The following is a 20,942-nucleotide window of genomic DNA, read 5'->3' as shown; positions in this document are numbered from 1 at the left end:
ACAGTGCCGTCGTACGAACGACTCCGCGAACTGCTCGATCCCGAGACCACCGTCCTGCTCACCGTCGAGTGTCAGCAGGGCGTGGTCGGGCCGGACAGCGCGCTGCCCGAACTCGCCCGCGAGGCAAGGACCTCGGGCGCCCTCGCCAACGTCGCCCGGCTGGTCGCGGCCGCCCACGAGAGCGGAGTCCAGGTGATCCACGCGATCGCCGAACGCCGCCCGGACGGCCGCGGCGCCAGCCGCAACGCCCGGCTCTTCCGGGCCGCCGAGCGGCTGCCCGTCCAGCAGCTGGCCGGTACGGCGGCGGTTCGGGTGGCCGCCCCGATCGAGGTCGCCGAGCAGGACTTCGTCGTACGACGGCTCCACGGTCTGTCCCCGATCCAGGGCACCGAAGTCGACGCGCTGCTGCGCAACCTCGGCTGCCGCACGCTGGTCGTGACCGGGGTCTCGGCCAACGTGGCGATCCCGAACGCCGTCTTCGACGCCGTGAACCGCGGCCACACCGTCGTCGTGCCGAGCGACGCCATCGCGGGGGTGCCCTCCGACTACACCCCCGCGATGATCCGCCACACCCTCGCATTGGTCGCCACGGTCGCGACCACGGACGAGGTGCTGGGCGGCCTCGCACGGCCCCGGCGGGCACGGGTCACGCCAACGTGATCGAGTCCCCGCTCACGGTGATCTGCTGGGCCGGCAGCGCCTGGGTCGCGGGACCCTTCTTGACGCTGCCGTCCTCGACCGAGAACTCGCTGTTGTGGCACGGACAGAGGATCACGCCGTTGGCGACGCTGCCCACCGCGCAGCCCGCGTGCGTGCACTTCGACGAGAAGGCCTTGTAGGTGCCCGCCGTCGGCTGGGTGACCACCACGCCCTGGTCCTTGAAGATCGTGCCGCCGCCCTCCGGGATGTCGGAGGTCTTCGCCAGGGCGGTGCCGCCGGAGCCGCTGTCGGAGCTGGAGCTCGAACCTCCGCCGCTCGCGTTGGCGTCCGCCTGGGTGCTGGAGGAGGAGTCGGACGAGTCGTCGCCCGATCCGCACGCGGTCAGCGCGACGGCGAGTCCGGCCGCGCCCACCGCCGCCACGACGGTACGACGGGCAGGAGCCGGAACGGGATGGGGCAGTTCGCTGGTCATGCTGACATTCCTTCCAACGCGGAACTAGATGGAGCTGCTCAGGGGTACGGTCGTCCGACACCGGTTGTTCAGACGATGTCGAGATCTAAACGTGTTCGAGATCAGAGTCGGGTAAAGCAGAGCTGTCGCTTCGCTGTCGACCTCCAAGTCGGCCAGTAACCTGGGGCGATGCTCAAGGAAGCCATCGCGACCCGCTACATCACGCCCCTGCGTGAGGGCGGCTCGCTGCCGGGGCTCGTCGAGGCCGACGACCACGGGACGTACGTCCTCAAGTTCACCGGCGCGGGGCAGGGCCGTAAGACGCTGGTCGCCGAGGTGGTGGCCGGGGAGCTCGCCCGCAGGCTCGGCTTCCGGGTGCCGCGGCTCGTGACGCTGGACCTCGACCCGGACCTGGGGCTCGGCGAGCCCGACGAGCGGGTGCAGGAGCTGCTGAAGTCCAGCGGCGGCACCAACCTCGGCATGGACTTCCTCTCCGGAGCGCTCGGCTTCGACCCGCTCGCCTTCGCGGTCGGCCCCGAGGAGGCCGGCCGGATCGTCTGGTTCGACGCGCTGGTCAACAACGTCGACCGTTCCTGGCGCAATCCCAACCTGCTGTGGTGGCAGGGCGAGGTGTGGCTCATCGACCACGGCGCGACCATGATCTGGCAGCACAACTGGCCCGGCGCCGAGAAGTCCGCCGCCCGTCCCTACGACGCCTCGGACCACGTCCTGAAGCCCTTCGCGCCGGATGTCGCCGCGGCCGCCGCCGACCTGGCCCCCCGGGTCACCGAGGACCTGCTCGCCGAGGTCACCGCCGCGATCCCGGACGTCTGGCTGGCCGAGGAACCCGGCTTCGAGTCGTCGGACGAACTCCGGCGCACCTACGCACGACCGCTGCTCGCGCGTGCGGCCGTCGTCCACGAGCGGATCGAGGGCATCAAGTGAACGAACGCCACATCATCAGGGGCGGCCGCACCGACGACCGCGAGGTCTTCGAGTACGCCCTGCTGCGGATCGTGCCCCGGATCGAGCGCGGCGAGTGCATCAACGCCGGAGTGCTCGTCTACTGCCGCGCCAAGGCCTACGTCGGTGTGCGCACCCACCTCGACGAGGCCCGGCTGCGCGCGCTCGACCCGGACGCGGACGTCGCCGGTGTCCGGGCCGCGCTGGAGGCCGTCGAAGGGGTCTGCGCCGGTGGCGAGGCGGCCGGACAGGCGGCCCGCGACGAGGCGGGCCGGCGCTTCCGCTGGCTGATCGCACCCCGCTCGACCGTCGTCCAGCCGGGACCTGTGCACACCGGGCTCACCACCGATCCGGCCGCCGAGCCCGAGCGCCTGCTCGACCTGCTGGTGAGGTAATGGATCACACCCGGCTCGTGTGACGTTGACACCGCGTGCCAGGGCTTCTAGCGTCACCTCTACCGAAGGTACTAAGCGGTCGCTCACCGAAGGGGCCGCACCTTCGCAGGGCGATTCCCAGCAGGGTGATTCCCAGGGTGAACTCTCAAGGGCGAGGAGAACCAGAATGTCCAGCACAGAGCAGCGCGTAGCCGTCGTCACCGGTGCCGCGCGCGGCATCGGCGCCGCCACCGCCGTACGACTGGCGACCGAGGGCCGCGCGGTCGCCGTGATCGACCTCGACGAGGCCGCCTGCAAGGACACCGTGGAGAAGATCACCGGGGTCGGCGGCCGGGCGATCGCGGTCGGCGCGGACGTCTCCGACGAGGCCCAGGTGCAGGCCGCCATCGCGCGCGTGGTCGAGGAGCTCGGGGCCCCGACGATCCTCGTCAACAACGCGGGCGTGCTCCGCGACAACCTGCTGTTCAAGATGAGCGTCTCCGACTGGGACACCGTCCTGAACGTGCACCTCAAGGGTTCGTTCCTGGTCACCAAGGCCATCCAGAAGCACATGGTGGACGCGGGCTTCGGCCGGATCGTCAACCTGTCCTCCTCCTCCGCGCTGGGCAACCGCGGCCAGGCCAACTACTCCGCCGCCAAGGCCGGTCTGCAGGGCTTCACCAAGACCCTCGCCATCGAACTCGGCAAGTTCGGCATCACCGCCAACGCCGTCGCCCCCGGCTTCATCGCCACCGACATGACCGCCGCGACCGCCGAGCGCGTCGGCATGGGCTTCGAGGAGTTCAAGGCCGCGGCCGCCACCCAGATCCCGGTCGCGCGCGTGGGCGACCCCGACGACATCGCCAACGCGATCGCCTTCTTCACGGGCGAGGCGGCCGGATTCGTCTCCGGCCAGGTGCTGTACGTCGCCGGCGGACCGCTCGACTAGGGAACACGGAGAACCACGAACATGACTGAACTCTCCGGCAAGGTCGCGCTCATCACGGGCGCCAGCCGCGGTATCGGCTACGGAGTCGCCGAGGCGCTCGTCGCGCGCGGCGACCGGGTGGTCATCACCGGCCGCAACGAGGACGCCCTCAAGGAGGCCGTCGAGCAGCTCGGCGCCGACCGGGCCATCGGTGTAGCCGGCAAGGCGCACGACGAGGCCCACCAGGCCGTCGCCGTCGAGCGCGCCATGGAGGCCTTCGGCCGCGTCGACTACCTGGTCAACAACGCCGGTACCAACCCCGTGTTCGGGCCGATCGCCGACCTCGACCTGAACGTGGCCCGCAAGGTCTTCGAGACCAACGTGATCTCCGCGCTCGGCTTCGCGCAGAAGACCTGGCACGCCTGGCAGAAGGACAACGGCGGCGCGATCGTCAACATCGCCTCCGTCGCGGGCATCGCGCCCTCGCCCTTCATCGCCGCGTACGGCGTCAGCAAGGCCGCGCTGATCAACCTCACCCAGCAGCTGGCGCACGAGTTCGCGCCGGGAGTGCGGGTCAACGCGATCGCCCCGGCCGTCGTGAAGACCAAGTTCGCCTCCGCCCTGTACGAGGGGCGCGAGGCCGAGGCCGCCGCGTCCTACCCGCTGGCCCGGCTCGGCGTGCCCTCCGACATCGGCGGCGCCGCGGCCTTCCTGACCTCGGCGCAGTCCGACTGGGTCACCGGCCAGACGCTCGTCGTCGACGGCGGCATCTTCCTCAACGCCGGCGTGGGCTGATCCTCTGCGCATCGGCACGGGCACCGTTGACACCGACGGCGCCCGTGTCCACGCACAAAAGCCGCACAGCGGCATTACAGGGTCATCACCATCGCGGTGATCAAGGCGCCCGTGACCGAAGCGGTTGAGCATGCGTGGTGCTGCGGTATGTTTTGCCGACCCTTGGTACGGCATTTCGAGGAGCAAGCGCGTGTTCAAGCGGAACCGATACCTGCCGCCACTCGCGGCCCTCGTGTCCATATCCACCGTGGCCGGATGCGGCGTGTTCTCCTCGGACTCCTCCGACGGCGGCAAGGCGATCGTCGTGGGAACCACCAGTGCCCCCGCCACGCTGGACCCCGCGGCCTCCTGGGACAACTCCTGGGAGCTGTTCCGCAACGTCTACCAGACGCTCCTCAACTACAGCCCCGGTGGCTCCGACCCCGAACCCGACGCCGCCGAGAGCTGCGAGTTCACGGACACGTCGAGCACCGTGTACAGCTGCACGCTGCGCGAGGGCCTGAAGTTCTCCGACGGGGACCCGCTGGACGCCAACGCCGTCAAGCACTCGTTCGACCGGATCAAGAAGATCAACGTCAACGGCGGCCCCGCCGGCCTGCTGGGAACTCTCTCCCGGGTGCAGGTGAAGGGCGACCGCGAGGTCGTCTTCCATCTGACCCAGCCCGACGCCACCTTCCCCCTGGTGCTCACCACGCCCGCCATGTCGATCGTGGACCCCAAGGAGTACCCCGCGAACGCGCTCCGCAAGGACGGGAAGGTCACCGGCTCGGGGCCCTACAGTCTCGACTCCTACGAGGAGGGCGAGAAGGCCGAGCTCGTCCGCAACGACAACTACAAGGGCATAGCGGACCTCAAGAACAACGCCGTCACCATCCGCTACTTCCAGCAGTCGGACGACATGGTCAAGGCCCTCAAGAACAAGGAGATCTCGGTCGTCTACCGCGGCCTCGGTGCCTCCGACACCGTGGACATCGAGGTCAACCAGCAGAAGGAGGGGCTCCAGCTCGTGGAGAACCCCACCACCGAGATCAGTTACCTCGTGTTCAACCCCAGCGACCCGTGGGCCGCCAAGCCCGCGGTCCGCAAGGCGATCGCCCAGATCGTCGACCGACCGGCGCTCGTGCACTACGTCTACAAGGACACCGTCGAGCCGCTGTACTCGATGGTCCCGGCCGGACTCACCGGCCACACCACGGGCTTCTTCGACGACTTCGGAGATCCCAGTGTGTCCAAGGCCAAGCAGTATCTCAGGGCGGCGGGGATCACCGAACGCGTCCCGCTGACCCTCTGGTACACCAGCGACCGCTACGGCTCGACGACCAAGCCCGCCTTCGAGGAGCTGAAGAAGCAGCTGGAGGACTCCGGCCTCTTCACGATCACCCTGAAGAGCCGCCCGTGGAAGACCTACGTCGAGGGCTATCAGAAAGGCGAGTACCCGGTGTTCGGGCGCGGTTGGTTCCCCGACTTCCACGACGCCGACAACTTCATCGCGCCCTTCGTCGGCGAGCAGAACGCGCTCGGCACCCCGTACGACGCCCCCGAGATCACCGGCAAGCTGCTGCCGGAGTCACGCGCGGAGAGCGACCGCGGGGCCGTGGGCCCGCAGATCGAGGACGCCCAGCAGGTCTTCGTGGACGACGCACGGCTGCTGCCGCTGTGGCAGGGCAAGCAGTACGTGGCCGCGAACGAGGAGATCGCCGGTCTTGAGAAGGTCATCGATCCGGCGACCATGATGACGATGTGGGAGCTGTACTGGAAGACCAGCTGGTAGGTCCCGTGCCCGGCCCTTCCGGCACGCGTTGTCAGTGGTCGCCTGTAGGTTCAGAAGCCTGAAGTGACCGCACATCGTGAGGACGTTGACGTGACCGACATCGCCATGCTGCCCGAGTCCTGGCGCGGGGTTCTGGGCGACGAACTCCAGCAGCCCTACTTCAAGGAGCTGACGGAGTTCGTGGAGGACGAGCGGGCGAAGGGTCCCGTCTACCCGCCGCGCGAGGAGGTCTTCGCCGCGCTCGACGCGACGCCCTACGACCAGGTGAAGGTCCTGATCCTCGGTCAGGACCCGTACCACGGCGAGGGCCAGGGGCACGGCCTGTGCTTCTCGGTCCGCCCCGGCGTCAAGACCCCACCCTCCCTCCGGAACATCTACAAGGAGATGAAGGAGGAGCTGGACACCCGGATCCCCGACAACGGCTACCTCATGCCGTGGGCCCAGCAGGGCGTCCTGCTGCTCAACGCGGTGCTCACGGTCCGCTCCGGCGAGGCCAACTCGCACAAGGGCAAGGGCTGGGAGAAGTTCACCGACGCGGTGATCCGCGCGGTGGCCGAGCGGCCCGACCCGGCGGTCTTCGTGCTGTGGGGCAACTACGCGCAGAAGAAGCTCCCCCTGATCGACGAGACCCGCCATGTGGTGGTCAAGGGCGCGCACCCGTCCCCGCTTTCGGCGAAGAAGTTCTTCGGCTCCCGCCCCTTCACGCAGATCAACGAGGCGGTCGCCCAGCAGGGCCACGAGCCGATCGACTGGACGATCCCGAACCTCGGCTGACGCCTCCCTCGGGCCTGGGCCGCGGGGACCCGGCCCGGTGCGGCCTGACCGGGATTGTCAGTGGCTGCGGCTAGCGTCGGGAGGGACAGCGACGACAGCCGACGAAGGCTCGGAGGACGCTTTGACGGAGCGACAGGAGCAGGCGGTGCCGGATGCCGTGATGACGCGCATCGGGCAGGTCGTCATGCTGTGTCACGCGGGGGACCGCGAGGAGGCCCGGCACCGCTTCCTGGACCTGTGGGCGGAGATCGGCGAGGACGGCGACCCACTGCACCGGTGCACCCTCGCGCACTACATGGCCGACGCCCAGGACGATCCCTGCGACGAACTCGCCTGGGACCTCAGGGCGTTGACGGCCGCCGAGGAACTCACCGACGACCGGCTGGGCCGGCACGAGGGCGCGCTCGCCGTACGCGCCCTGTACCCCTCCCTGCATCTGAATCTGGCCGCCGACTATGTGCGGCTCGGCCGCACGGACGCCGCCCGCACCCATGTGCGCCGGGCCCGCAGAGCGTCGGACGCCCTCGGGGAGGACCCTTACAGCGACGGAGTGCGGGCCGCGATCAGCAGGCTGGAACTGCGGCTCGGCCAAGGGGGAACCGGCGGCGACGCCGGGTGGGGGCCGCCGCGGCAGCGGCCCTGACACCCCGGTGTCTCAACGGCCGTATGCCTGGTCGCAGATGACCGCCTCCGGGCTGTCCGCCCGCCAGCGACCGTACTTCTTGCCCAGCGCGCACACGTCCCGCGCGTCCTTGGGCACCGACTTGGGGACCGACTTGGCCACGTCCGGAATCTCGACGCGTGGCTGCCGGGGGTGGCGTACGTCCGGGTGCCGCTGCTCGGGAGGCGCCGGGTGCGCGGGGTGTTCCGGGTGCGCTGGACGCGTGTGTGCCGGTTGTCCGTTCTGCTGTTGCCCCGGGGCCGCCGAGGCTCCGGAGCCCGTACCGCGCGGCGCCGTGCCGCTCGGCTTCGAGGACCTGGACGGGTCGATCATGGACAGCGCCTCCTGGGCCGGGGCCTGCACGATCTCGGGCTCCGCCTGACCGTCCGGACGGGCGTCCCGCGGTCCCGGCAGCTGGGAAGGCGCCGTCGACGGCGGTGGCCCGGACAGAGGTGGACGCTGGATCGTCACACAGCCGGAGAGGGCCGAGACAGCCACGGTGACCAGGAGCGTTGCGGTAGTCGTGGTTCGATGCACCCGCGTCACTCTGCTGGGTCGGCCGCCCCGGGCGACAGTGGACAGGCGGACGTTGCCCCGCATGGGTGATCTCCGCCCCATACGGAGTGCTCATGCCTCCCTGTGCTGACGTCACCCGTCTCGGGGCGTCGGCGTCACTCCCCGGTGGCGCCGTCGATGCGCTCGCGGATCAGGTCGGCGTGACCGTTGTGGCGGGCGTACTCCTCGATCATGTGGGTGTAGATCCAGCGGAGGTTGAACCGCTCGCCGGTCCTGCGGTGCTTGCCCACGCTGATGTCGTCCAGGGCGAAGCGGGCCGCGTGGCTCCGGGCCGTCTCGATCTCGGCCTGCCAGGTGGCGTAGGCCTCCTCCCAGGAGTCGGCCTCGGTGAGGTGGAACTCGCCGTCCGGGTCGGCCTCGCTGTAGTAGATCGGCCCCGCGTCGTCGTTGGCCATGACCCTGCGGAACCAGCTCCGCTCCACTTCCGCCATATGCCGGACCAGGCCCATCAGAGACAGCGGCGACGGTTCCACCGAGGCGGTCCTGAGCTGGGCGTCGGTGAGGCCCTCGCACTTCCTGGCGAGGGTCTGCCGGTGGTAGTCCAGCCAGCCGTCCAGCATGGTGCGTTCGTCGGCGGTGGTCGCGGGTTCGGTGCGTTCGGTCGTCATGTCCGCATCCTTTCCCGGATCACCTGCGGCCACCATCGATTTCGCAGGCGCTCCCGGCGCCCTTACCGACGGCCGCGGACCCCGCCGTATGCTTCCGGCAAGGCCCTGGCAGACAACCGTTGGAGGAGTCCACGTGAAGGTCGGCTGCATCGGACTCGGTGACATCGCGCAGAAGGCATATCTGCCGGTGCTCGGCGGTCGGCCCGGGGTCGAACTGCATCTGCAGACGCGAACCCCTGCGACGCTGGCCCGGGTCGCCGACAGCCTGCGCCTTCCCGACGCGCAGCGCCATGCCGACCTGGACGACCTGCTGGCCCAGGACCTCGACGCGGCCTTCGTGCACGCGCCGACGAACGTACACCCCGACATAGTCGCGCGGCTCCTGGAGGCGGGCGTACCGACCTACGTCGACAAGCCGCTCGCCTACGAACTCGCCGACTCCGCACGGCTGGTGGCGCTCGCCGAGGAGCGGAACGTGAGTCTCGCCGTCGGCTTCAACCGGCGTTTCGCGCCCGGGTACACGCAGTGCGCCGAGCATCCGCGCGAGCTGATCCTCATGCAGAAGAACCGGATCGGGCTCCCGGAGGAGCCGCGCACGATGATCCTCGACGACTTCATCCACGTCGTCGACACCCTCCGGTTCCTGGTGCCGGGCCCGGTCGACGACGTGACCGTGCGGGCCCGTGTCGAGGACGGTCTGCTGCACCACGTCGTGCTGCAGCTCGCCGGAGACGGCTTCACCGCGCTCGGGGTGATGAACCGGCTCAGCGGCTCGGCCGAGGAGATCCTGGAGGTGTCCGGGCAGGACACCAAGCGCCAGGTGCTCAATCTCGCCGAGGTGATCGACCACAAAGGCCAGCCGACCGTGCGGCGGCGCGGCGACTGGGTGCCGGTGGCCCGGCAGCGCGGCATCGAGCAGGCGGTCCTCGCCTTCCTCGACGCCGTGCGTGCGGGAAAGGTGCTCAGCGCCCGGGACGCGCTGGCGACCCATGAGCTGTGCGAGCGGGTGGTACACGCGGTTGTGGAGCGGTCCGCCTGAGCCGGAGCGCGCGCAGGCCGTCGGTGGCGCACCACGCCAGCAGGACCAGCAGCGCCGCCTGCACGGTCCAGTCGCCGAAGCGGACGTACACCGTCGTGCCGGTCGCCAGCGGTACGTCGTACACGCGCGCGGTGCTGGCATCGGTGCCGACCCACTGCCCGACCCGCTGTCCGCTCGCGTCGTAGATTGCTGAGACGCCGGTCAGGGTCGCGTGGACCATCGGCCGGCCGGTCTCGGCGGCGCGCAGGGCGGCGAGCGAGGCGTGCTGCTCGGGGGCCCAGCTCTGCTGGAACGTGGAGGTCGCCGACTGGGCGATCAGCAGCTGGGCGCCGTCCTCGGCGAGATGACGGCTCATGTCGGGGAACGCCGACTCGAAGCACACCATCGGGCCGACCTTCAGCCCGTGCCCGACGTCCATCACGACCTGCTCGGAACCGTGCCTGCGGTTCTCGCCGGCCGCCTTGCCGACCGAGGTGACCCAGCCGAGCAGGGAGCGGGCCGGGATGTACTCGCCGAACGGAACGAGCCGCATCTTGTCGTAGCGGTCGCCGGTGAGACCGTCGGGGCCGACGAGCACCGAGCTCTTGTAGATGCCGGGCTTGTCGGAGCGACGGGCGTCCACGTTGACCAGGACGTCGGCGCCGGTCTCCGCCGACAGCGCCGCGATCCGCTTCGCCAGGTCGGGCCGGTCACCGAGGTCGAAACCGACACTGCTCTCGCCCCAGACGATCAGGTCGACGTCCTGCCCGGCGAGGTCACGGGTCAGCTGCTCCTCGCGCGCGAAGCGCTTGTCGGGGCCGTCGACGACACCAGGCTGGACGACCGCGATCCGAGTCGTGCCCCTGGTGTCGGGGCGCGGCGACCACATCCAGGCCGCGGAGGTCACGGCTGCCGTGGCGACCAGGCCCGCCACCGCGGGGACGCGGGACGCTCGGACTGTCACCAGCACGGCGATCGCGACGTTGACGGCCACGATCAGGAAGCTGATCAGCCACACCCCGCCGACCGAGGCCAGCCGCAGCGCCGGCTCCACATCCCACTGGCTGGAGCCGAGCACACCCCACGGGCCGCCGAGCCCCTGCCAGGAGCGGACGAGTTCGATGCCGAGCCAGCCCGACGGGAGTACGGTCAGAGCGGCCGCGATCCGGCCGCGCGAGGGCGTCCCTGCCAGGAAGTGCCGTACCAGCGCGCCCCACGGGGCCCACAGCGCGCCGAGCAGGGCGCCGATGACGAAGATGAACACGCTCAGGCTCGGCAGCAGCCAGTGGTGCATCCCCACCATGAACCCGAAACCGCCGGCCCAGCCGTCGTACGCCGCCCGTTTCGCCGTCGGAGCCGAGCGGATCAGCGCGATCCACGGGACGAGGGCGACGTAGGCGAACCACCACAGGTCCGGGGCGGGGAACGCGAGTACGGGGAGGGCGCCTGCCAGCGTGGCGACGGTGGAGCGCCGCCACGGGGAGGCGAGCCAGTGGCCGAACGTCTTCATACGGCGCCTCCTACCCCGTGGGTGTCTCCAGTGTGCGTGTGGTTGACCACCCCGAGGGCGCCGGCTCAGTTGATCACAGGTGTCGGCCGCGGGTCGGGCAGATGCCGCCACTTCTCCTGTACGACGACCTCGCGCAGCCGCCACCCGTCGTCGGTGCGCAGCAGGGAGAAGGTGTAACGGCCGCCGCAGACGAAGTCGGGGGCGGTGGAAGTGGCGTCGTCGGCGAGGCGCATGGGGTTGATGTAGTCGGCCTGGACACGGGCGGTGTCACCGGTGTCCTGGTCCAGAGTCTCGAACCGGACGCGGCGGTTCACGATCAGATGCTGGCGCATCGAGAACAGCCTCAGGCTCTCCGAGAGCCAGGCCGCGACCTTGTGCGCGTCTCCCTCGACCCCTCCCGCCGAGCGGTAGTCGGCCCGCCCGTCCGAGGCGAACAGCCTTCGGTAGGCCTCCCAGTCGCCGTCGTCCACGGCCACGGCGTAGTCGGTGACGAGTGCGTCCACGGCCAGCCGGTCCATCACGGTCGCGAGTTCCACACGCTGCGTCATCGGCTCAGTGTTGGGCATGGGGCGGGCCTCGCCAAGGGGCGTGCGGGGACATTCGGCGGGCGGGACGGTGTTGGGCAGGCGAACAGATCATCCGTCCGCGAGCACGTCCACCGGCCAGGCGGCCGAGTGCGGGCCGAACCTGTTCTCGGCGGCAAGCGCGACCATACGGGCGTTGCGGGCCTCGGCCTCGGGTCCGTCCGGCAGGTGGTAGTCATGGCCCGCGCGCGCCGAACTCGCCTGTACGGCGGTGGCGGCCGGGACCCGTCGGCGCACATACCGGTCGAGCGCGGCGGGCGCCTCGTCCGGTGCCGCGTCGGTGAGGCAGTCGCCGAGCACCGCCGCGTCCATGATGGCCTGGGCCGCGCCCTGCGCCTGGAACGGCACCATCGCGTGGGCGCTGTCGCCGAGCAGGGTGACCCGGCCGGTGTTCCAGCGGGTGAGCGGGGCGCGGGTGTGGATGCCGAAGTGGAGGACCTGGCCCGCGCGTTCGAGGACGGTCAGCGGGCGGGAGTCCCAGCCGGCGAACGTGCGCAGCTGCTCTCCCGGTTCCGCCTGCGCGGTCCACGACTCCTGGGACGTGCGGTCCGTCACGAACACGGCCACGACGTTGAGGAGTTCACCGCGGCGCAGCCAGTAGTGGACGAAGTGGCGGTCCGGGCCGAGCCAGACTCCGGTGTCCGGAAGGGCCAGATCGGCCACCTGGTCGGTAGGGAGAAGCGCGCGGTAGGCGGCCGTACGGGAGAAGACGGCCTCGTCCGCGCCGAACAGCCACTGGCGTGCCGCGGAACGCACACCGTCCGCCGCCACGACCAGGTCCGCCTCCCAGCGCTCGCCGCTCGCCGTCGTCACGGAGGCCGACTTGTCGTCCTGGTCGATGCCCACGACCGTGGTGTTCAGACGCACCGACTCCGAGGGGACGGCGCTCGCCAGGGCGTGGTGCAGATCGGCTCGGTGGATCTGGAGATACGGCGCCCCGAACGCGTCCTCGGCCTCGCGGCCCAGGGCGTAGCGGACGATCTCGGTGCCGTCGGACCAGGTGCGGAAGCTGATGTGGGACGGCCGGTAGGACTGCGCGGCGACCGAGTCGAGGAGGCCGAGTCGGCGCAGTACGCGGGTGGCGTTGGGCGCGAGTTGGATTCCGGCGCCGATCTCGGTGAACCGCCGCGACTGCTCGACGAGCGTCACCGCATGGCCGGCCTGACGCAGGCTCAGCGTCGCGGTCAGTCCTCCGATGCCCGCGCCCACGACGATCGCTCGCATGGCGTGACCTCACTTCGAGGGAGACTCGACGGTGGGTCCGGGCAGGCTATCGAAGGGAACTGCGGGGCCGTACAAGGCGTTTCGGCCTACGTGGGGCGGCTCAGGCGGCCTCGATGACGTCGGCGCGGATCGCCGCCGCCCACTCGACCACCAACAGCTCGTACTCCGCGCGCTCCTGTGACGACAGCGTGCCGCCGGCGCGCATCCAGAGCGCCCGGATCTGCTCGTTCACCTCGGCAGCTGACCGCACGGAACCAGAGGTCACGGAATCGGGGAACATGCGCACAAGCCTAGGCGCAAGAACTGACAGTCCGCTACCGGACGGCTACGCACAACGTATGTGATTGGTCACGGATCGGGGCGGGCGCCCCGTGGAGGAGTCCGCGGTCCGACGGGCGCGCGGCAGTGTTCCACGTACTCCGGGGTGACTCGCGCGAACTGCTGGGTGAGGGCCACCGGGGTGTCAGCCCGCCGACTCCGCCGCGTGGGGGCTCAGGGCGCCTGTCGTGACCAGGGCGATGATGACGATGCCGAGGGCGATGCGGTACCAGACGAAGGGCATGAAGCTCTTGGTCGAGATGAACTTCATGAACCAGGCGATGACCGCGTAGCCGACGCCGAAGGCGATCACCGTGGCGAAGATCGTGGGGCCCCAGGAGACGTGGTCGCTCTCCATCGCGTCCTTCAACTCGAAGAGACCGGAGGCGAGTACGGCCGGGACGGCGAGGAGGAACGAGTAGCGGGCCGCCGACTCGCGCTTGTAGCCCATGAAGAGGCCGCCGCTGATGGTGGCGCCGGAGCGGGAGACACCGGGGATGAGGGCCATCGACTGGCAGAAGCCGTATATCAGGCCGTCCTTGATGCCCAGGTCCTCAAGTCCCTTGCGCTGCTTGGGCGCCCGGTGCTTACCGCCGGTTTCGTCGCGTGCCGCCAGCCGGTCGGCGATACCGATGACGATTCCCACGACGATCAACATCGTGGCGGTGATGCGCAGATCGCGGAACGGCCCCTCGATCTGGTCCTTGAACAGCAGGCCCAGCACACCGATCGGGATCGAGCCGACGATCACCAGCCAGCCCATCTGCGCGTCGTGGTCGCTCCGCAGTTCCTTCTTGACGAGGGAGCGGCTCCATGTCGAGATGATCCGCCCGATGTCCTTGCGGAAGTAGATCAGCACGGCGGCCTCGGTGCCGATCTGCGTGATCGCGGTGAAGGCCGCCCCGGGGTCCTTCCAGCCGGAAAAGGCCGCGGTCAGGCGCAGATGCGCGCTGGACGAGACGGGAAGGAACTCGGTCAGCCCCTGGACGAGTCCGAGGATGAGTGATTCAAACCAAGACATGAAGTTACGGCGTCCAAGTGCTGATCGTCTGAGGGGAGTCGGGCGCGCCACATCACCGGGCGCGGTGATCGGGGTGCTCCGGGCAGCGTAGCGCCCCGCGGTGACAGCCCCGGCACAGGGGCGGTCAGGCGGCCGTCGGTCCCGTCACCGTCCAGCCCGGGGCCTGGGGGTGGGCTGTCAGGTCCTCGTGTGCCACCGTGCCACCGCAGGCGGAGCAGGAGACGACCGGCAGGAGCTCGTTGCCGCAGCTGTGCTCGATGACCATGGGCCGGTCGTCGTCCTTGCGCAGGTGCCGGTCGCCCCACGCCATGAGCGTCAGCAGCACCGGCTCCAGTTCAAGGCCCGCCTGCGTCGGCCGGTACTCGAAGCGCTGCGGGCGCTCGCTGTAGGCCCGCTTCGTGAGGATCCCGGCGTCCACGAGCCGGCGCAGCCGGGTGGCCAGGACGTCGCGCGGTGCCCCGATGTTGCGCACGAGCTGGTCGAAGCGGCCGTTGCCCAGGCAGACCTCCCGCAGGACGAGCAGGGAGTGCTTCTCGCCGACGAGTGCCAGGGCGTCGGCGATCGAGCAGGGGCGCGGGTCCTTGGTGACGGCCATGCGCCCAGTCTAGGTGAGGGTTTGCTTTTCCAACTTACGGAGCTATGGTGAGTTTGGATTTCCTACTGACTAGTAGCCGTCCTCACTCACGGAGGCCCGCACCATGCGTGACGCAGTCATCGTCAAAGCCGTACGCACCCCCATCGGCAAGGGCAAGCCGAACGGCGCCCTCGCGCACGTGCACCCCGTCGAACTCCTCGCCCACACCCTGCGCACCCTCATGGAGCGCTCCGGCATCGACCCGGAGCTCATCGACGACGTCATCGGCGGCACCGTCGACCAGGTCGGCGAGCAGGCCATGAACACCACCCGTTACGCGGCCCTGTCGGCCGGCCTCCCGGAGACGGTTCCGGCGACCACAGTGGACCGTCAGTGCGGTTCCTCGCAGCAGGCCGTGCACTTCGCCGCGCAGGGCGTGATCGCGGGCGCGTACGACCTCGTCGTGGCCTGCGGCGTCGAGTCGATGAGCCGGGTGCCGATGTGGTCCAACGTCCCCGAGGGCAAGGACCCGTTCGGTCCCGGTGTCGCCGAACGCTACAAGGACGGCCTCGTCCCCCAGGGCGTCAGCGCCGAACTCATCGCCGCCAAGTGGTCCATCACCCGCGAGCAGATGGACGCGTTCGCCGTCTCCTCCCACCACAAGGCCGCCGAGGCATGGGAGCAAGGCCTGTTCGACGCCGAGGTCGTACCCCTGGACGGCGTCTCGCGCGACGAGTGCGTACGGCCGGGCAGCACCCCCGAGATCCTCGCCGGCCTCAAGTCCGCCTACTACGACCCGAACTTCGCCGAACGCTTCCCGCAGATCGAGTGGAACGTCACCGCGGGCAACGCCAGCCCGATCAACGACGGCGCCTCGGCCGTCCTCATCACGTCGAGCGAGACCGCCCAACGCCTGGGCCTGCGGCCCCTGGCCCGCCTCCACAGCTTCGCCGTCACCGGGTCCGATCCGATCCTCATGCTCACGGGAGTCGTCCCGGCGACGGAAAGGGTCCTGCGCCGGGCGCACCTGACCCTCGACGACATCGACCTGTTCGAGGTCAACGAGGCGTTCTCCAGCGTGGTCCTGGCCTGGCGTCAGGAGACGGGCGCGGATCCGACCAAGGTCAACGTCCACGGGGGAGCGATAGCGCTGGGGCATCCGCTCGGCGCGAGTGGCGCCCGCCTGACCACGACACTGGTGCACGCGATGCAAGAACGAGGAGCCCGCTACGCACTACAGACCATGTGCGAGGCGGGAGGCCTGGCCAACGCCATGATCTTGGAAAGGCTCTAGCCGCAGCCCACCCAGGGGCGCGGGGAACTGCGCGACCAGCCACAACGGCGCCGCACACGCCGGACGGCCCGGGGCGGCAGCTCAGCCGCGCAACGAATGCCGCTTACGCCACGCCACCACAACCCCCGCCACCCCCGGCAGGGCAATCGCGGCCATGGCGATCAGAAACGCGGGCGACGTCGGCGCGGAAGCCCGCGCCCCGGCGACCACATACGCGGCGGTGTTCGGTATCGACCCGAGCGCCGTCGCGACCAGAAACGGGACGTACCCCATACGGGAGACCGCGGCGCAGTAGTTCGCCGCCCAGAACGGCACGCCGGGAAACAGCCGTGCCGCCAGCATCGACCGGAACCCGTGCCGGCTCAGCTGCCCGTCCGCCGCCTTCAGCCACCGCCCCCGCAGCAGCGGCCGCAGCGCGTCCTGCCCGAGCATCCGGCCCAGACCGAAGGCGATCCCGGCCCCGAGGACGGTGCCCCCGAGGGCCGAGACGAGCCCCAGCTGTGAGCCGAAGAGGGCGCCGGCCGCGAGATTCAGCAGCGGTCGCGGGACGAAGGCCACCGTGCACAGGCCGTACGCGATCCCGAAGACGACGGCCGCCGCGACCCCGCCGAGCTCGGGGGGCCAGCCGTCCGCGAGCAGTCGCTGTGGCTCGAAGAGCAGGACCATGGACGCGGCGCCCGCGAGCAGCGCGACGAGCAGGGAGAGCCGGGACCACGGCGACAGCAGCACTCTCGTGCAACGGGTGGTGAGACCCACCGGAGCGGGGACGGGGAGAGCGAGCTCCGTGGCGATGGCCGGGGGAGTGGCCGTGGCGGTGCCCCCAGAGCGGGTGGTGGCATCGAGCATCCAGTGACGGTAACCGACCCGGATGTGTGATCGCCGTACGGATGCTGTCCGTTGTCCGGACGGGAGGCGACAGAAAACCGTTCGACGTGGGACGACGCGTCGGACATGATCTGCGTCATGTTCCGGTACGCCTTCGCTCTCGCAGCATCCGCAGTCGCGGATGCGCCGAAGGCTGCCGTTCCCGTTTTCCCGGCCGCCGCAGACGGCGCCCGAAGCTGACCCTTCCCGGATCGTCCGGCGGACCCCGCAGGGGGAGGGTCGGCGAGTCCTTGGGGTCCCCGTTCTTCCACGAACACGAAGAGGCTTCGAGGTACAGCCATGTCGAAAACCGCTTACGTGCGCACCAAGCCGCACCTGAACATCGGCACGATGGGTCACGTCGACCACGGAAAGACGACCCTGACCGCCGCCATCACCAAGGTCCTCGCCGAGCGCGGCAACGGCACGTTCGTGCCGTTCGACCGCATCGACCGCGCCCCGGAGGAGGCCGCGCGCGGGATCACCATCAACATCGCGCACGTCGAGTACGAGACCGACACCCGGCACTACGCCCATGTGGACATGCCGGGCCACGCCGACTACGTCAAGAACATGGTCACCGGGGCCGCGCAGCTCGACGGGGCGATCCTCGTCGTCTCCGCGCTCGACGGGATCATGCCGCAGACCGCGGAGCATGTGCTCCTCGCCCGGCAGGTGGGCGTGGACCATGTCGTGGTCGCGCTGAACAAGGCGGACTCGGCCGACGAGGAGCTGGTGGAACTCGTCGAACTGGAGGTCCGTGAGCTGCTCACCGCGCACGGCTACGGCGGCGACGCCGTGCCCGTCGTACGGGTCTCCGGGCTGAAGGCCCTGGAGGGGGACCCGCGGTGGACCGCGTCGATCGAGGCGCTGCTCGACGCGGTGGACACATATGTGCCCATGCCGGAGCGGTACCTGGACGCGCCGTTCCTGATGCCCGTCGAGAACGTGCTGACCATCACCGGTCGGGGGACCGTGGTGACCGGTGCGGTCGAGCGCGGGACCGTGCGGGTGGGCGACCGGATCGAGGTGCTCGGGGCCGCCGTGGACACGGTGGTGACCGGGGTCGAGACCTTCGGCAAGCCGATGGAGGAGGCGCAGGCCGGGGACAACGTGGCGTTGCTGCTGCGGGGGGTTCCACGGGATGCCGTACGGCGTGGGCATGTCGTGGCCGCGCCCGGCAGTGTGGTGCCGAGTCGTCGGTTCACCGCGCAGGTGTATGTGCTGTCGGCGCGGGAGGGTGGGCGTACGACGCCTGTCTCGAGCGGGTACCGGCCGCAGTTCTACATCCGTACGGCGGATGTCGTGGGGGATGTGGACCTCGGTGAGGTCGCTGTCGCGCGGCCGGGGGAGCGGGTTGTCATGACCGTGGAATTGGGTCGGGACGTGCCGCTTGAGGCCGGGCTCGGGTTTGCCATCCGTGAGGGTGGGCGGACCGTGGGGGCGGGGACCGTGACGGCCGTTGTGTGAGGGTGGTTGCGGTGTGCGGGGGACTGCGGGGCCGTTGTGGCTGGTCGCGCAGTTCCCCGCGCCCCCAGGTCAGTGCCGACGGCCCACAATAGGAGAGTGACCGACCTGATACCCGTGACCAGGACCGTCGACCACGGAGTCGCCAAGCTCATGCCCGACGTCGACCGGGAGCGGGCCTGGCTGCTCACCGTCGACGGGGCTCCGCAGTCCTACGTCGATCTCGACGAGCCGACGCATCTGGAGTTCGAGTACGCGCGGCGGCTCGGGCATGTCCTGGACGGTGTCGGGGAGCCGGGGCGGGCGCTGGACGTCGTACATCTCGGTGGAGGTGCTCTGACGTTGCCGCGGTATCTGGCCGCCACCCGGCCGGGGACGCGGCAGGACGTCGTGGAAGCCGATCGGGCTCTGCTGGAGCTGGTCGTCGAGCATCTGCCGCTTCCGGACGGGGCGGGGATCGCGTTGCACGCCGCCGATGCCCGGCGGTGGCTGGAAAAGGCACCGGAGGGCTCTGCCGATGTGCTCGTCGCCGATGTCTTCGGAGGATCAAGGGTTCCCGCGCATCTGGCGTCCGTGGAGTACGCCCGTGAAGCCGCGCGCGTCCTCCGGGGCGGCGGAATCTATCTCGCGAACCTCGCCGATGCCGCGCCCTTCGCGTTTCTGCGGTCCCAACTGGCCAATTTCGCCGAGGTCTTCGAGGAGCTCGTGCTGATCGCCGAGCCGGGAGTGCTGCGTGGGCGGCGGTTCGGGAACGCGGTGCTCGTCGCCGGGCAGCTGCCTGTCGATACGGCGTTCCTGGCACGGCGTACCGCGGCTGACGCCTTTCCCGCGCGCGTGGAACACGGCGCCGGGCTGCGGGAGTTCATCGGTGCGGCGCGGCCGGTGCGGGACGAGGACGCCGTGGCCTCACCCGAGCCCCCCGACGGGGCGTTCGGTATCGGCTGAGTCGTTCGCGGTGACCTGGGTGACCTGCTTGGTGTTACGGCGCAGGTTGCGGACGTCCGGTACGCACAGGACGGTCGCCGTGACCGCCGCGATCAGCGCCGAGCAGCCCCACAGGGCCGCGGTGCGTCCGAACGCCGACTCCGCCGGGCCCGCCAGCGCCGCCGCGAGGGGCATCAGGGCGACCGAGCCGAACCAGTCGTAGGCCGAGACGCGGGAGAGCTTCTCCTCCGGTATCTCCTGGTGCAGGGCGGTCATCCAGGAGATGCCGAACACCTCGACGGTCGCGCCCGCCACGAACATCGCCGTGCACAGGAGGGGCACCGACACCGGTACGGCGAGTGCGGCCGACGGCAGGGCCATCGGGAACACGCACAGGATGCCCACGAACAGCAGGCGGTTCGGCTTCCAGCGGGTCATGAGGAGGGCGCCCACGACTGTGCCTGCGCCGAAGAAGCCGAGGGCCACGCCCCAGGGGCCCGCGCCGCCCAGGTCGTCCCGGGCGACGAGCGGGCCGTAGACCGCGTCGGCGGCGCCCAGGACCGCGTTGGCTATGGAGAACTGGACGACGATGCCCCACAGCCACGGCCGCCCAGCGACCTCCCGCCAGCCGTCGCGGAGGTCGGCCAGCATGCCGGCGCCCGGTTCGCGGGTCGGTATGTGGCCGACGTCGAGGAAGGACCGCAGCGAGCCGGCGACCGCGAAGGCCACCGCGTCCGCCGCGAGCACCCAGCCGGGGCCGACCGCGGCGACCATCGCACCACCGAGCGCGGCACCGCCCAGCGCCGCGCCCTGCATCGCCATCCGGAACACCGCGAAGGCCCGGCCCGCCTGTTCGCCGCTCACCGAGGACAGCAGCATGCCCTCGGCCGCCGGGCTGAAGAACGCCTGCCCCGTGCCGCCCAGCGCGGTCAGCAGCATCATCTGCCACAGCCGCGGCTCGCCGGCCAGGACCAAGAGGGCGAACAGGCCCTGGGAGAGACAGTTGAGCGTGTTGGCCGCGACCATCACGCGGTGCCGGGGCAGGCGGTCCGCCACCGCCCCGCCGATCAGCAGGAACACCACCAGCGGCAGTGTGCGCGCGGTTGCCACAAGACCCACGTCGCCGCTGTCGCCGCCCGCCTCCAGCACGGCGAACGCGGCGGCGATCATGGCGCCGTTGCTGCCGAGGCTCGTCACGAAGGCGGCGACGGTCAGCAGGCTGTAGTTGCGGCTCGCCCAGGCGGGTCTTCGGGCGTGGCGGGAGGAGTCGGCGGCGGGGGTCACCGGCCGACTATCGCCGCCGGGGTACCGCCTTGCCAAACCTTTTGCAGGCCAGATCGCGTGTCGGTGGAGGCCCTCGGTGGGGGCCCTCGGTGGGGTGCCTCGGTGGGTCCGCCGAAAGGGCCAATGATCTTTGACGCCGTGTGCGCCACTTGTTCATTTTGGTCCGGTGAAGAACATCTCCCCTTGGGACTGCACGAACGGTTCGGGGCAGTCGTGGGTCTGTACCGGGGGTGCCGGGTCGACGACGAGGTGATCGAGGGGCGGTGAGTGTATCGGGGGCACCTGCGGTAGGTCGGGGA

General features: G+C 70.2%; 23 protein-coding genes. 12 read left to right on the top strand and 11 right to left on the bottom strand.

What is annotated here, in order from left to right:
- The first annotated feature begins 3 nt into the window (after positions 1-3).
- On the top strand, positions 4-660 hold the full coding sequence (locus ACI2L1_RS16505) for a cysteine hydrolase (protein WP_404740013.1): 657 nt from the start codon (positions 4-6) through the stop codon (positions 658-660).
- Here ACI2L1_RS16505 and ACI2L1_RS16500 read toward each other — a convergent pair.
- Positions 647-1,132, bottom strand: coding sequence for a Rieske (2Fe-2S) protein (locus ACI2L1_RS16500; RefSeq protein WP_404740012.1), 486 nt, complete (start codon positions 1,130-1,132; stop codon positions 647-649). The two genes, ACI2L1_RS16505 and ACI2L1_RS16500, sit on opposite strands and share 14 nt — an antisense overlap.
- Before the next feature lie 168 nt (positions 1,133-1,300).
- Between ACI2L1_RS16500 and ACI2L1_RS16495 the strand changes: the two genes are divergently transcribed.
- From ACI2L1_RS16495 to ACI2L1_RS16465, 7 genes are all read left to right on the top strand, one after another.
- Positions 1,301-2,056, top strand: coding sequence for a HipA family kinase (locus tag ACI2L1_RS16495; RefSeq protein ID WP_404740011.1), 756 nt, complete (start codon positions 1,301-1,303; stop codon positions 2,054-2,056).
- On the top strand, positions 2,053-2,469 hold the full coding sequence (locus tag ACI2L1_RS16490) for a DUF3037 domain-containing protein (RefSeq protein WP_404740010.1): 417 nt from the start codon (positions 2,053-2,055) through the stop codon (positions 2,467-2,469). The genes ACI2L1_RS16495 and ACI2L1_RS16490 overlap by 4 nt, the downstream gene beginning before the upstream one ends.
- Positions 2,470-2,635: 166 nt before the next feature.
- Positions 2,636-3,397, top strand: coding sequence for a 3-oxoacyl-ACP reductase FabG (fabG, locus tag ACI2L1_RS16485; RefSeq protein WP_404740009.1), 762 nt, complete (start codon positions 2,636-2,638; stop codon positions 3,395-3,397).
- A 21-nt stretch (positions 3,398-3,418) separates the two neighbouring features.
- Positions 3,419-4,171 (top strand): SDR family oxidoreductase, encoded by a 753-nt coding sequence (locus ACI2L1_RS16480; protein WP_362657952.1) that lies wholly within the window; start codon positions 3,419-3,421, stop codon positions 4,169-4,171.
- 190 nt (positions 4,172-4,361) lie between these two features.
- The gene (locus ACI2L1_RS16475; protein ID WP_404740008.1) at positions 4,362-5,942 is read left to right on the top strand and encodes an ABC transporter substrate-binding protein; all 1,581 of its coding nucleotides are present in this window, start codon (positions 4,362-4,364) and stop codon (positions 5,940-5,942) included.
- Positions 5,943-6,032: 90 nt separating this feature from the next.
- The gene (locus ACI2L1_RS16470) at positions 6,033-6,716 is read left to right on the top strand and encodes a uracil-DNA glycosylase (protein ID WP_404740007.1); all 684 of its coding nucleotides are present in this window, start codon (positions 6,033-6,035) and stop codon (positions 6,714-6,716) included.
- 121 nt (positions 6,717-6,837) lie between these two features.
- Positions 6,838-7,359, top strand: a complete 522-nt coding sequence (locus ACI2L1_RS16465; protein WP_404740006.1) for a hypothetical protein — start codon at positions 6,838-6,840, stop codon at positions 7,357-7,359.
- Positions 7,360-7,371: 12 nt separating this feature from the next.
- On the opposite strand, the gene ACI2L1_RS16460 is transcribed toward ACI2L1_RS16465, so the two are convergent.
- Both ACI2L1_RS16460 and ACI2L1_RS16455 read right to left on the bottom strand, forming a co-directional pair.
- On the bottom strand, positions 7,372-7,875 hold the full coding sequence (locus ACI2L1_RS16460) for a hypothetical protein (protein WP_404740005.1): 504 nt from the start codon (positions 7,873-7,875) through the stop codon (positions 7,372-7,374).
- Positions 7,876-8,048: 173 nt separating this feature from the next.
- Entirely contained in the window at positions 8,049-8,561 is a 513-nt protein-coding gene (locus tag ACI2L1_RS16455) for a DinB family protein (RefSeq protein ID WP_404740004.1), read from the bottom strand.
- 133 nt (positions 8,562-8,694) lie between these two features.
- On the opposite strand from ACI2L1_RS16455, the gene ACI2L1_RS16450 reads away from it, so the two are divergent.
- Positions 8,695-9,600, top strand: coding sequence for a Gfo/Idh/MocA family protein (locus ACI2L1_RS16450; protein ID WP_404740003.1), 906 nt, complete (start codon positions 8,695-8,697; stop codon positions 9,598-9,600).
- On the opposite strand, the gene lnt is transcribed toward ACI2L1_RS16450, so the two are convergent.
- The 6 genes from lnt to ACI2L1_RS16420 form a co-directional block, all read right to left on the bottom strand.
- Positions 9,524-11,089 carry an apolipoprotein N-acyltransferase gene (lnt, locus tag ACI2L1_RS16445; protein ID WP_404740002.1) on the bottom strand — a complete coding sequence of 522 codons (1,566 nt, stop codon included), beginning with the start codon at positions 11,087-11,089 and terminating at the stop codon, positions 9,524-9,526. The genes ACI2L1_RS16450 and lnt overlap by 77 nt on opposite strands.
- A gap of 65 nt (positions 11,090-11,154) precedes the next feature.
- Positions 11,155-11,637, bottom strand: coding sequence for a nuclear transport factor 2 family protein (locus ACI2L1_RS16440; protein ID WP_404740001.1), 483 nt, complete (start codon positions 11,635-11,637; stop codon positions 11,155-11,157).
- 87 nt (positions 11,638-11,724) lie between these two features.
- On the bottom strand, positions 11,725-12,897 hold the full coding sequence (locus tag ACI2L1_RS16435; protein ID WP_404740000.1) for an FAD-dependent monooxygenase: 1,173 nt from the start codon (positions 12,895-12,897) through the stop codon (positions 11,725-11,727).
- A gap of 100 nt (positions 12,898-12,997) precedes the next feature.
- Positions 12,998-13,177, bottom strand: a complete 180-nt coding sequence (locus tag ACI2L1_RS16430; protein WP_362657980.1) for a hypothetical protein — start codon at positions 13,175-13,177, stop codon at positions 12,998-13,000.
- A gap of 183 nt (positions 13,178-13,360) precedes the next feature.
- On the bottom strand, positions 13,361-14,236 hold the full coding sequence (locus ACI2L1_RS16425) for an undecaprenyl-diphosphate phosphatase (RefSeq protein ID WP_404739999.1): 876 nt from the start codon (positions 14,234-14,236) through the stop codon (positions 13,361-13,363).
- Between the two features lie 124 nt (positions 14,237-14,360).
- Entirely contained in the window at positions 14,361-14,831 is a 471-nt protein-coding gene (locus tag ACI2L1_RS16420) for a winged helix-turn-helix transcriptional regulator (protein ID WP_404739998.1), read from the bottom strand.
- Positions 14,832-14,934: 103 nt separating this feature from the next.
- On the opposite strand from ACI2L1_RS16420, the gene ACI2L1_RS16415 reads away from it, so the two are divergent.
- A complete protein-coding gene (locus ACI2L1_RS16415; protein ID WP_404739997.1) occupies positions 14,935-16,104 on the top strand; it encodes a thiolase family protein in 1,170 nt (389 codons plus the stop codon).
- A gap of 81 nt (positions 16,105-16,185) precedes the next feature.
- Here the strand turns inward: ACI2L1_RS16415 and ACI2L1_RS16410 are convergent, their stop codons facing one another.
- Positions 16,186-16,950 carry a TVP38/TMEM64 family protein gene (locus ACI2L1_RS16410; protein ID WP_404739996.1) on the bottom strand — a complete coding sequence of 255 codons (765 nt, stop codon included), beginning with the start codon at positions 16,948-16,950 and terminating at the stop codon, positions 16,186-16,188.
- A gap of 318 nt (positions 16,951-17,268) precedes the next feature.
- On the opposite strand from ACI2L1_RS16410, the gene tuf reads away from it, so the two are divergent.
- Together tuf and ACI2L1_RS16400 are read left to right on the top strand one after the other, a co-directional pair.
- Positions 17,269-18,438, top strand: coding sequence for an elongation factor Tu (gene tuf / locus ACI2L1_RS16405; RefSeq protein WP_404739995.1), 1,170 nt, complete (start codon positions 17,269-17,271; stop codon positions 18,436-18,438).
- A gap of 96 nt (positions 18,439-18,534) precedes the next feature.
- The gene (locus ACI2L1_RS16400) at positions 18,535-19,380 is read left to right on the top strand and encodes a spermidine synthase (protein ID WP_404739994.1); all 846 of its coding nucleotides are present in this window, start codon (positions 18,535-18,537) and stop codon (positions 19,378-19,380) included.
- Here ACI2L1_RS16400 and ACI2L1_RS16395 read toward each other — a convergent pair.
- Positions 19,342-20,643, bottom strand: a complete 1,302-nt coding sequence (locus ACI2L1_RS16395) for an MFS transporter (RefSeq protein WP_404739993.1) — start codon at positions 20,641-20,643, stop codon at positions 19,342-19,344. The genes ACI2L1_RS16400 and ACI2L1_RS16395 overlap by 39 nt on opposite strands.
- Positions 20,644-20,942 lie beyond the last annotated feature (299 nt).

The organism is Streptomyces sp. NPDC019531 (genome assembly GCF_044903305.1).
GTDB lineage: Bacteria > Actinomycetota > Actinomycetes > Streptomycetales > Streptomycetaceae > Streptomyces.
Note: the sequence above shows the minus strand (reverse complement) of the source record. Positions and strands in the feature narration are given on the sequence as shown.

Coding starts and splice junctions, on each gene's coding strand:
- ACI2L1_RS16430 (WP_362657980.1), bottom strand. CDS start 13,177: ATGTTCCCCGATTCCGTGACCTCTGGTTCCGTGCGGTCAGCTGCCGAG.
- ACI2L1_RS16425 (WP_404739999.1), bottom strand. CDS start 14,236: ATGTCTTGGTTTGAATCACTCATCCTCGGACTCGTCCAGGGGCTGACC.
- ACI2L1_RS16435 (WP_404740000.1), bottom strand. CDS start 12,897: ATGCGAGCGATCGTCGTGGGCGCGGGCATCGGAGGACTGACCGCGACG.
- ACI2L1_RS16480 (WP_362657952.1), top strand. CDS start 3,419: ATGACTGAACTCTCCGGCAAGGTCGCGCTCATCACGGGCGCCAGCCGC.
- ACI2L1_RS16500 (WP_404740012.1), bottom strand. CDS start 1,132: ATGACCAGCGAACTGCCCCATCCCGTTCCGGCTCCTGCCCGTCGTACC.
- ACI2L1_RS16420 (WP_404739998.1), bottom strand. CDS start 14,831: ATGGCCGTCACCAAGGACCCGCGCCCCTGCTCGATCGCCGACGCCCTG.
- tuf (WP_404739995.1), top strand. CDS start 17,269: ATGTCGAAAACCGCTTACGTGCGCACCAAGCCGCACCTGAACATCGGC.
- ACI2L1_RS16410 (WP_404739996.1), bottom strand. CDS start 16,950: ATGCTCGATGCCACCACCCGCTCTGGGGGCACCGCCACGGCCACTCCC.
- lnt (WP_404740002.1), bottom strand. CDS start 11,089: ATGAAGACGTTCGGCCACTGGCTCGCCTCCCCGTGGCGGCGCTCCACC.
- ACI2L1_RS16440 (WP_404740001.1), bottom strand. CDS start 11,637: ATGACGCAGCGTGTGGAACTCGCGACCGTGATGGACCGGCTGGCCGTG.
- ACI2L1_RS16495 (WP_404740011.1), top strand. CDS start 1,301: ATGCTCAAGGAAGCCATCGCGACCCGCTACATCACGCCCCTGCGTGAG.
- ACI2L1_RS16455 (WP_404740004.1), bottom strand. CDS start 8,561: ATGACGACCGAACGCACCGAACCCGCGACCACCGCCGACGAACGCACC.
- fabG (WP_404740009.1), top strand. CDS start 2,636: ATGTCCAGCACAGAGCAGCGCGTAGCCGTCGTCACCGGTGCCGCGCGC.
- ACI2L1_RS16415 (WP_404739997.1), top strand. CDS start 14,935: ATGCGTGACGCAGTCATCGTCAAAGCCGTACGCACCCCCATCGGCAAG.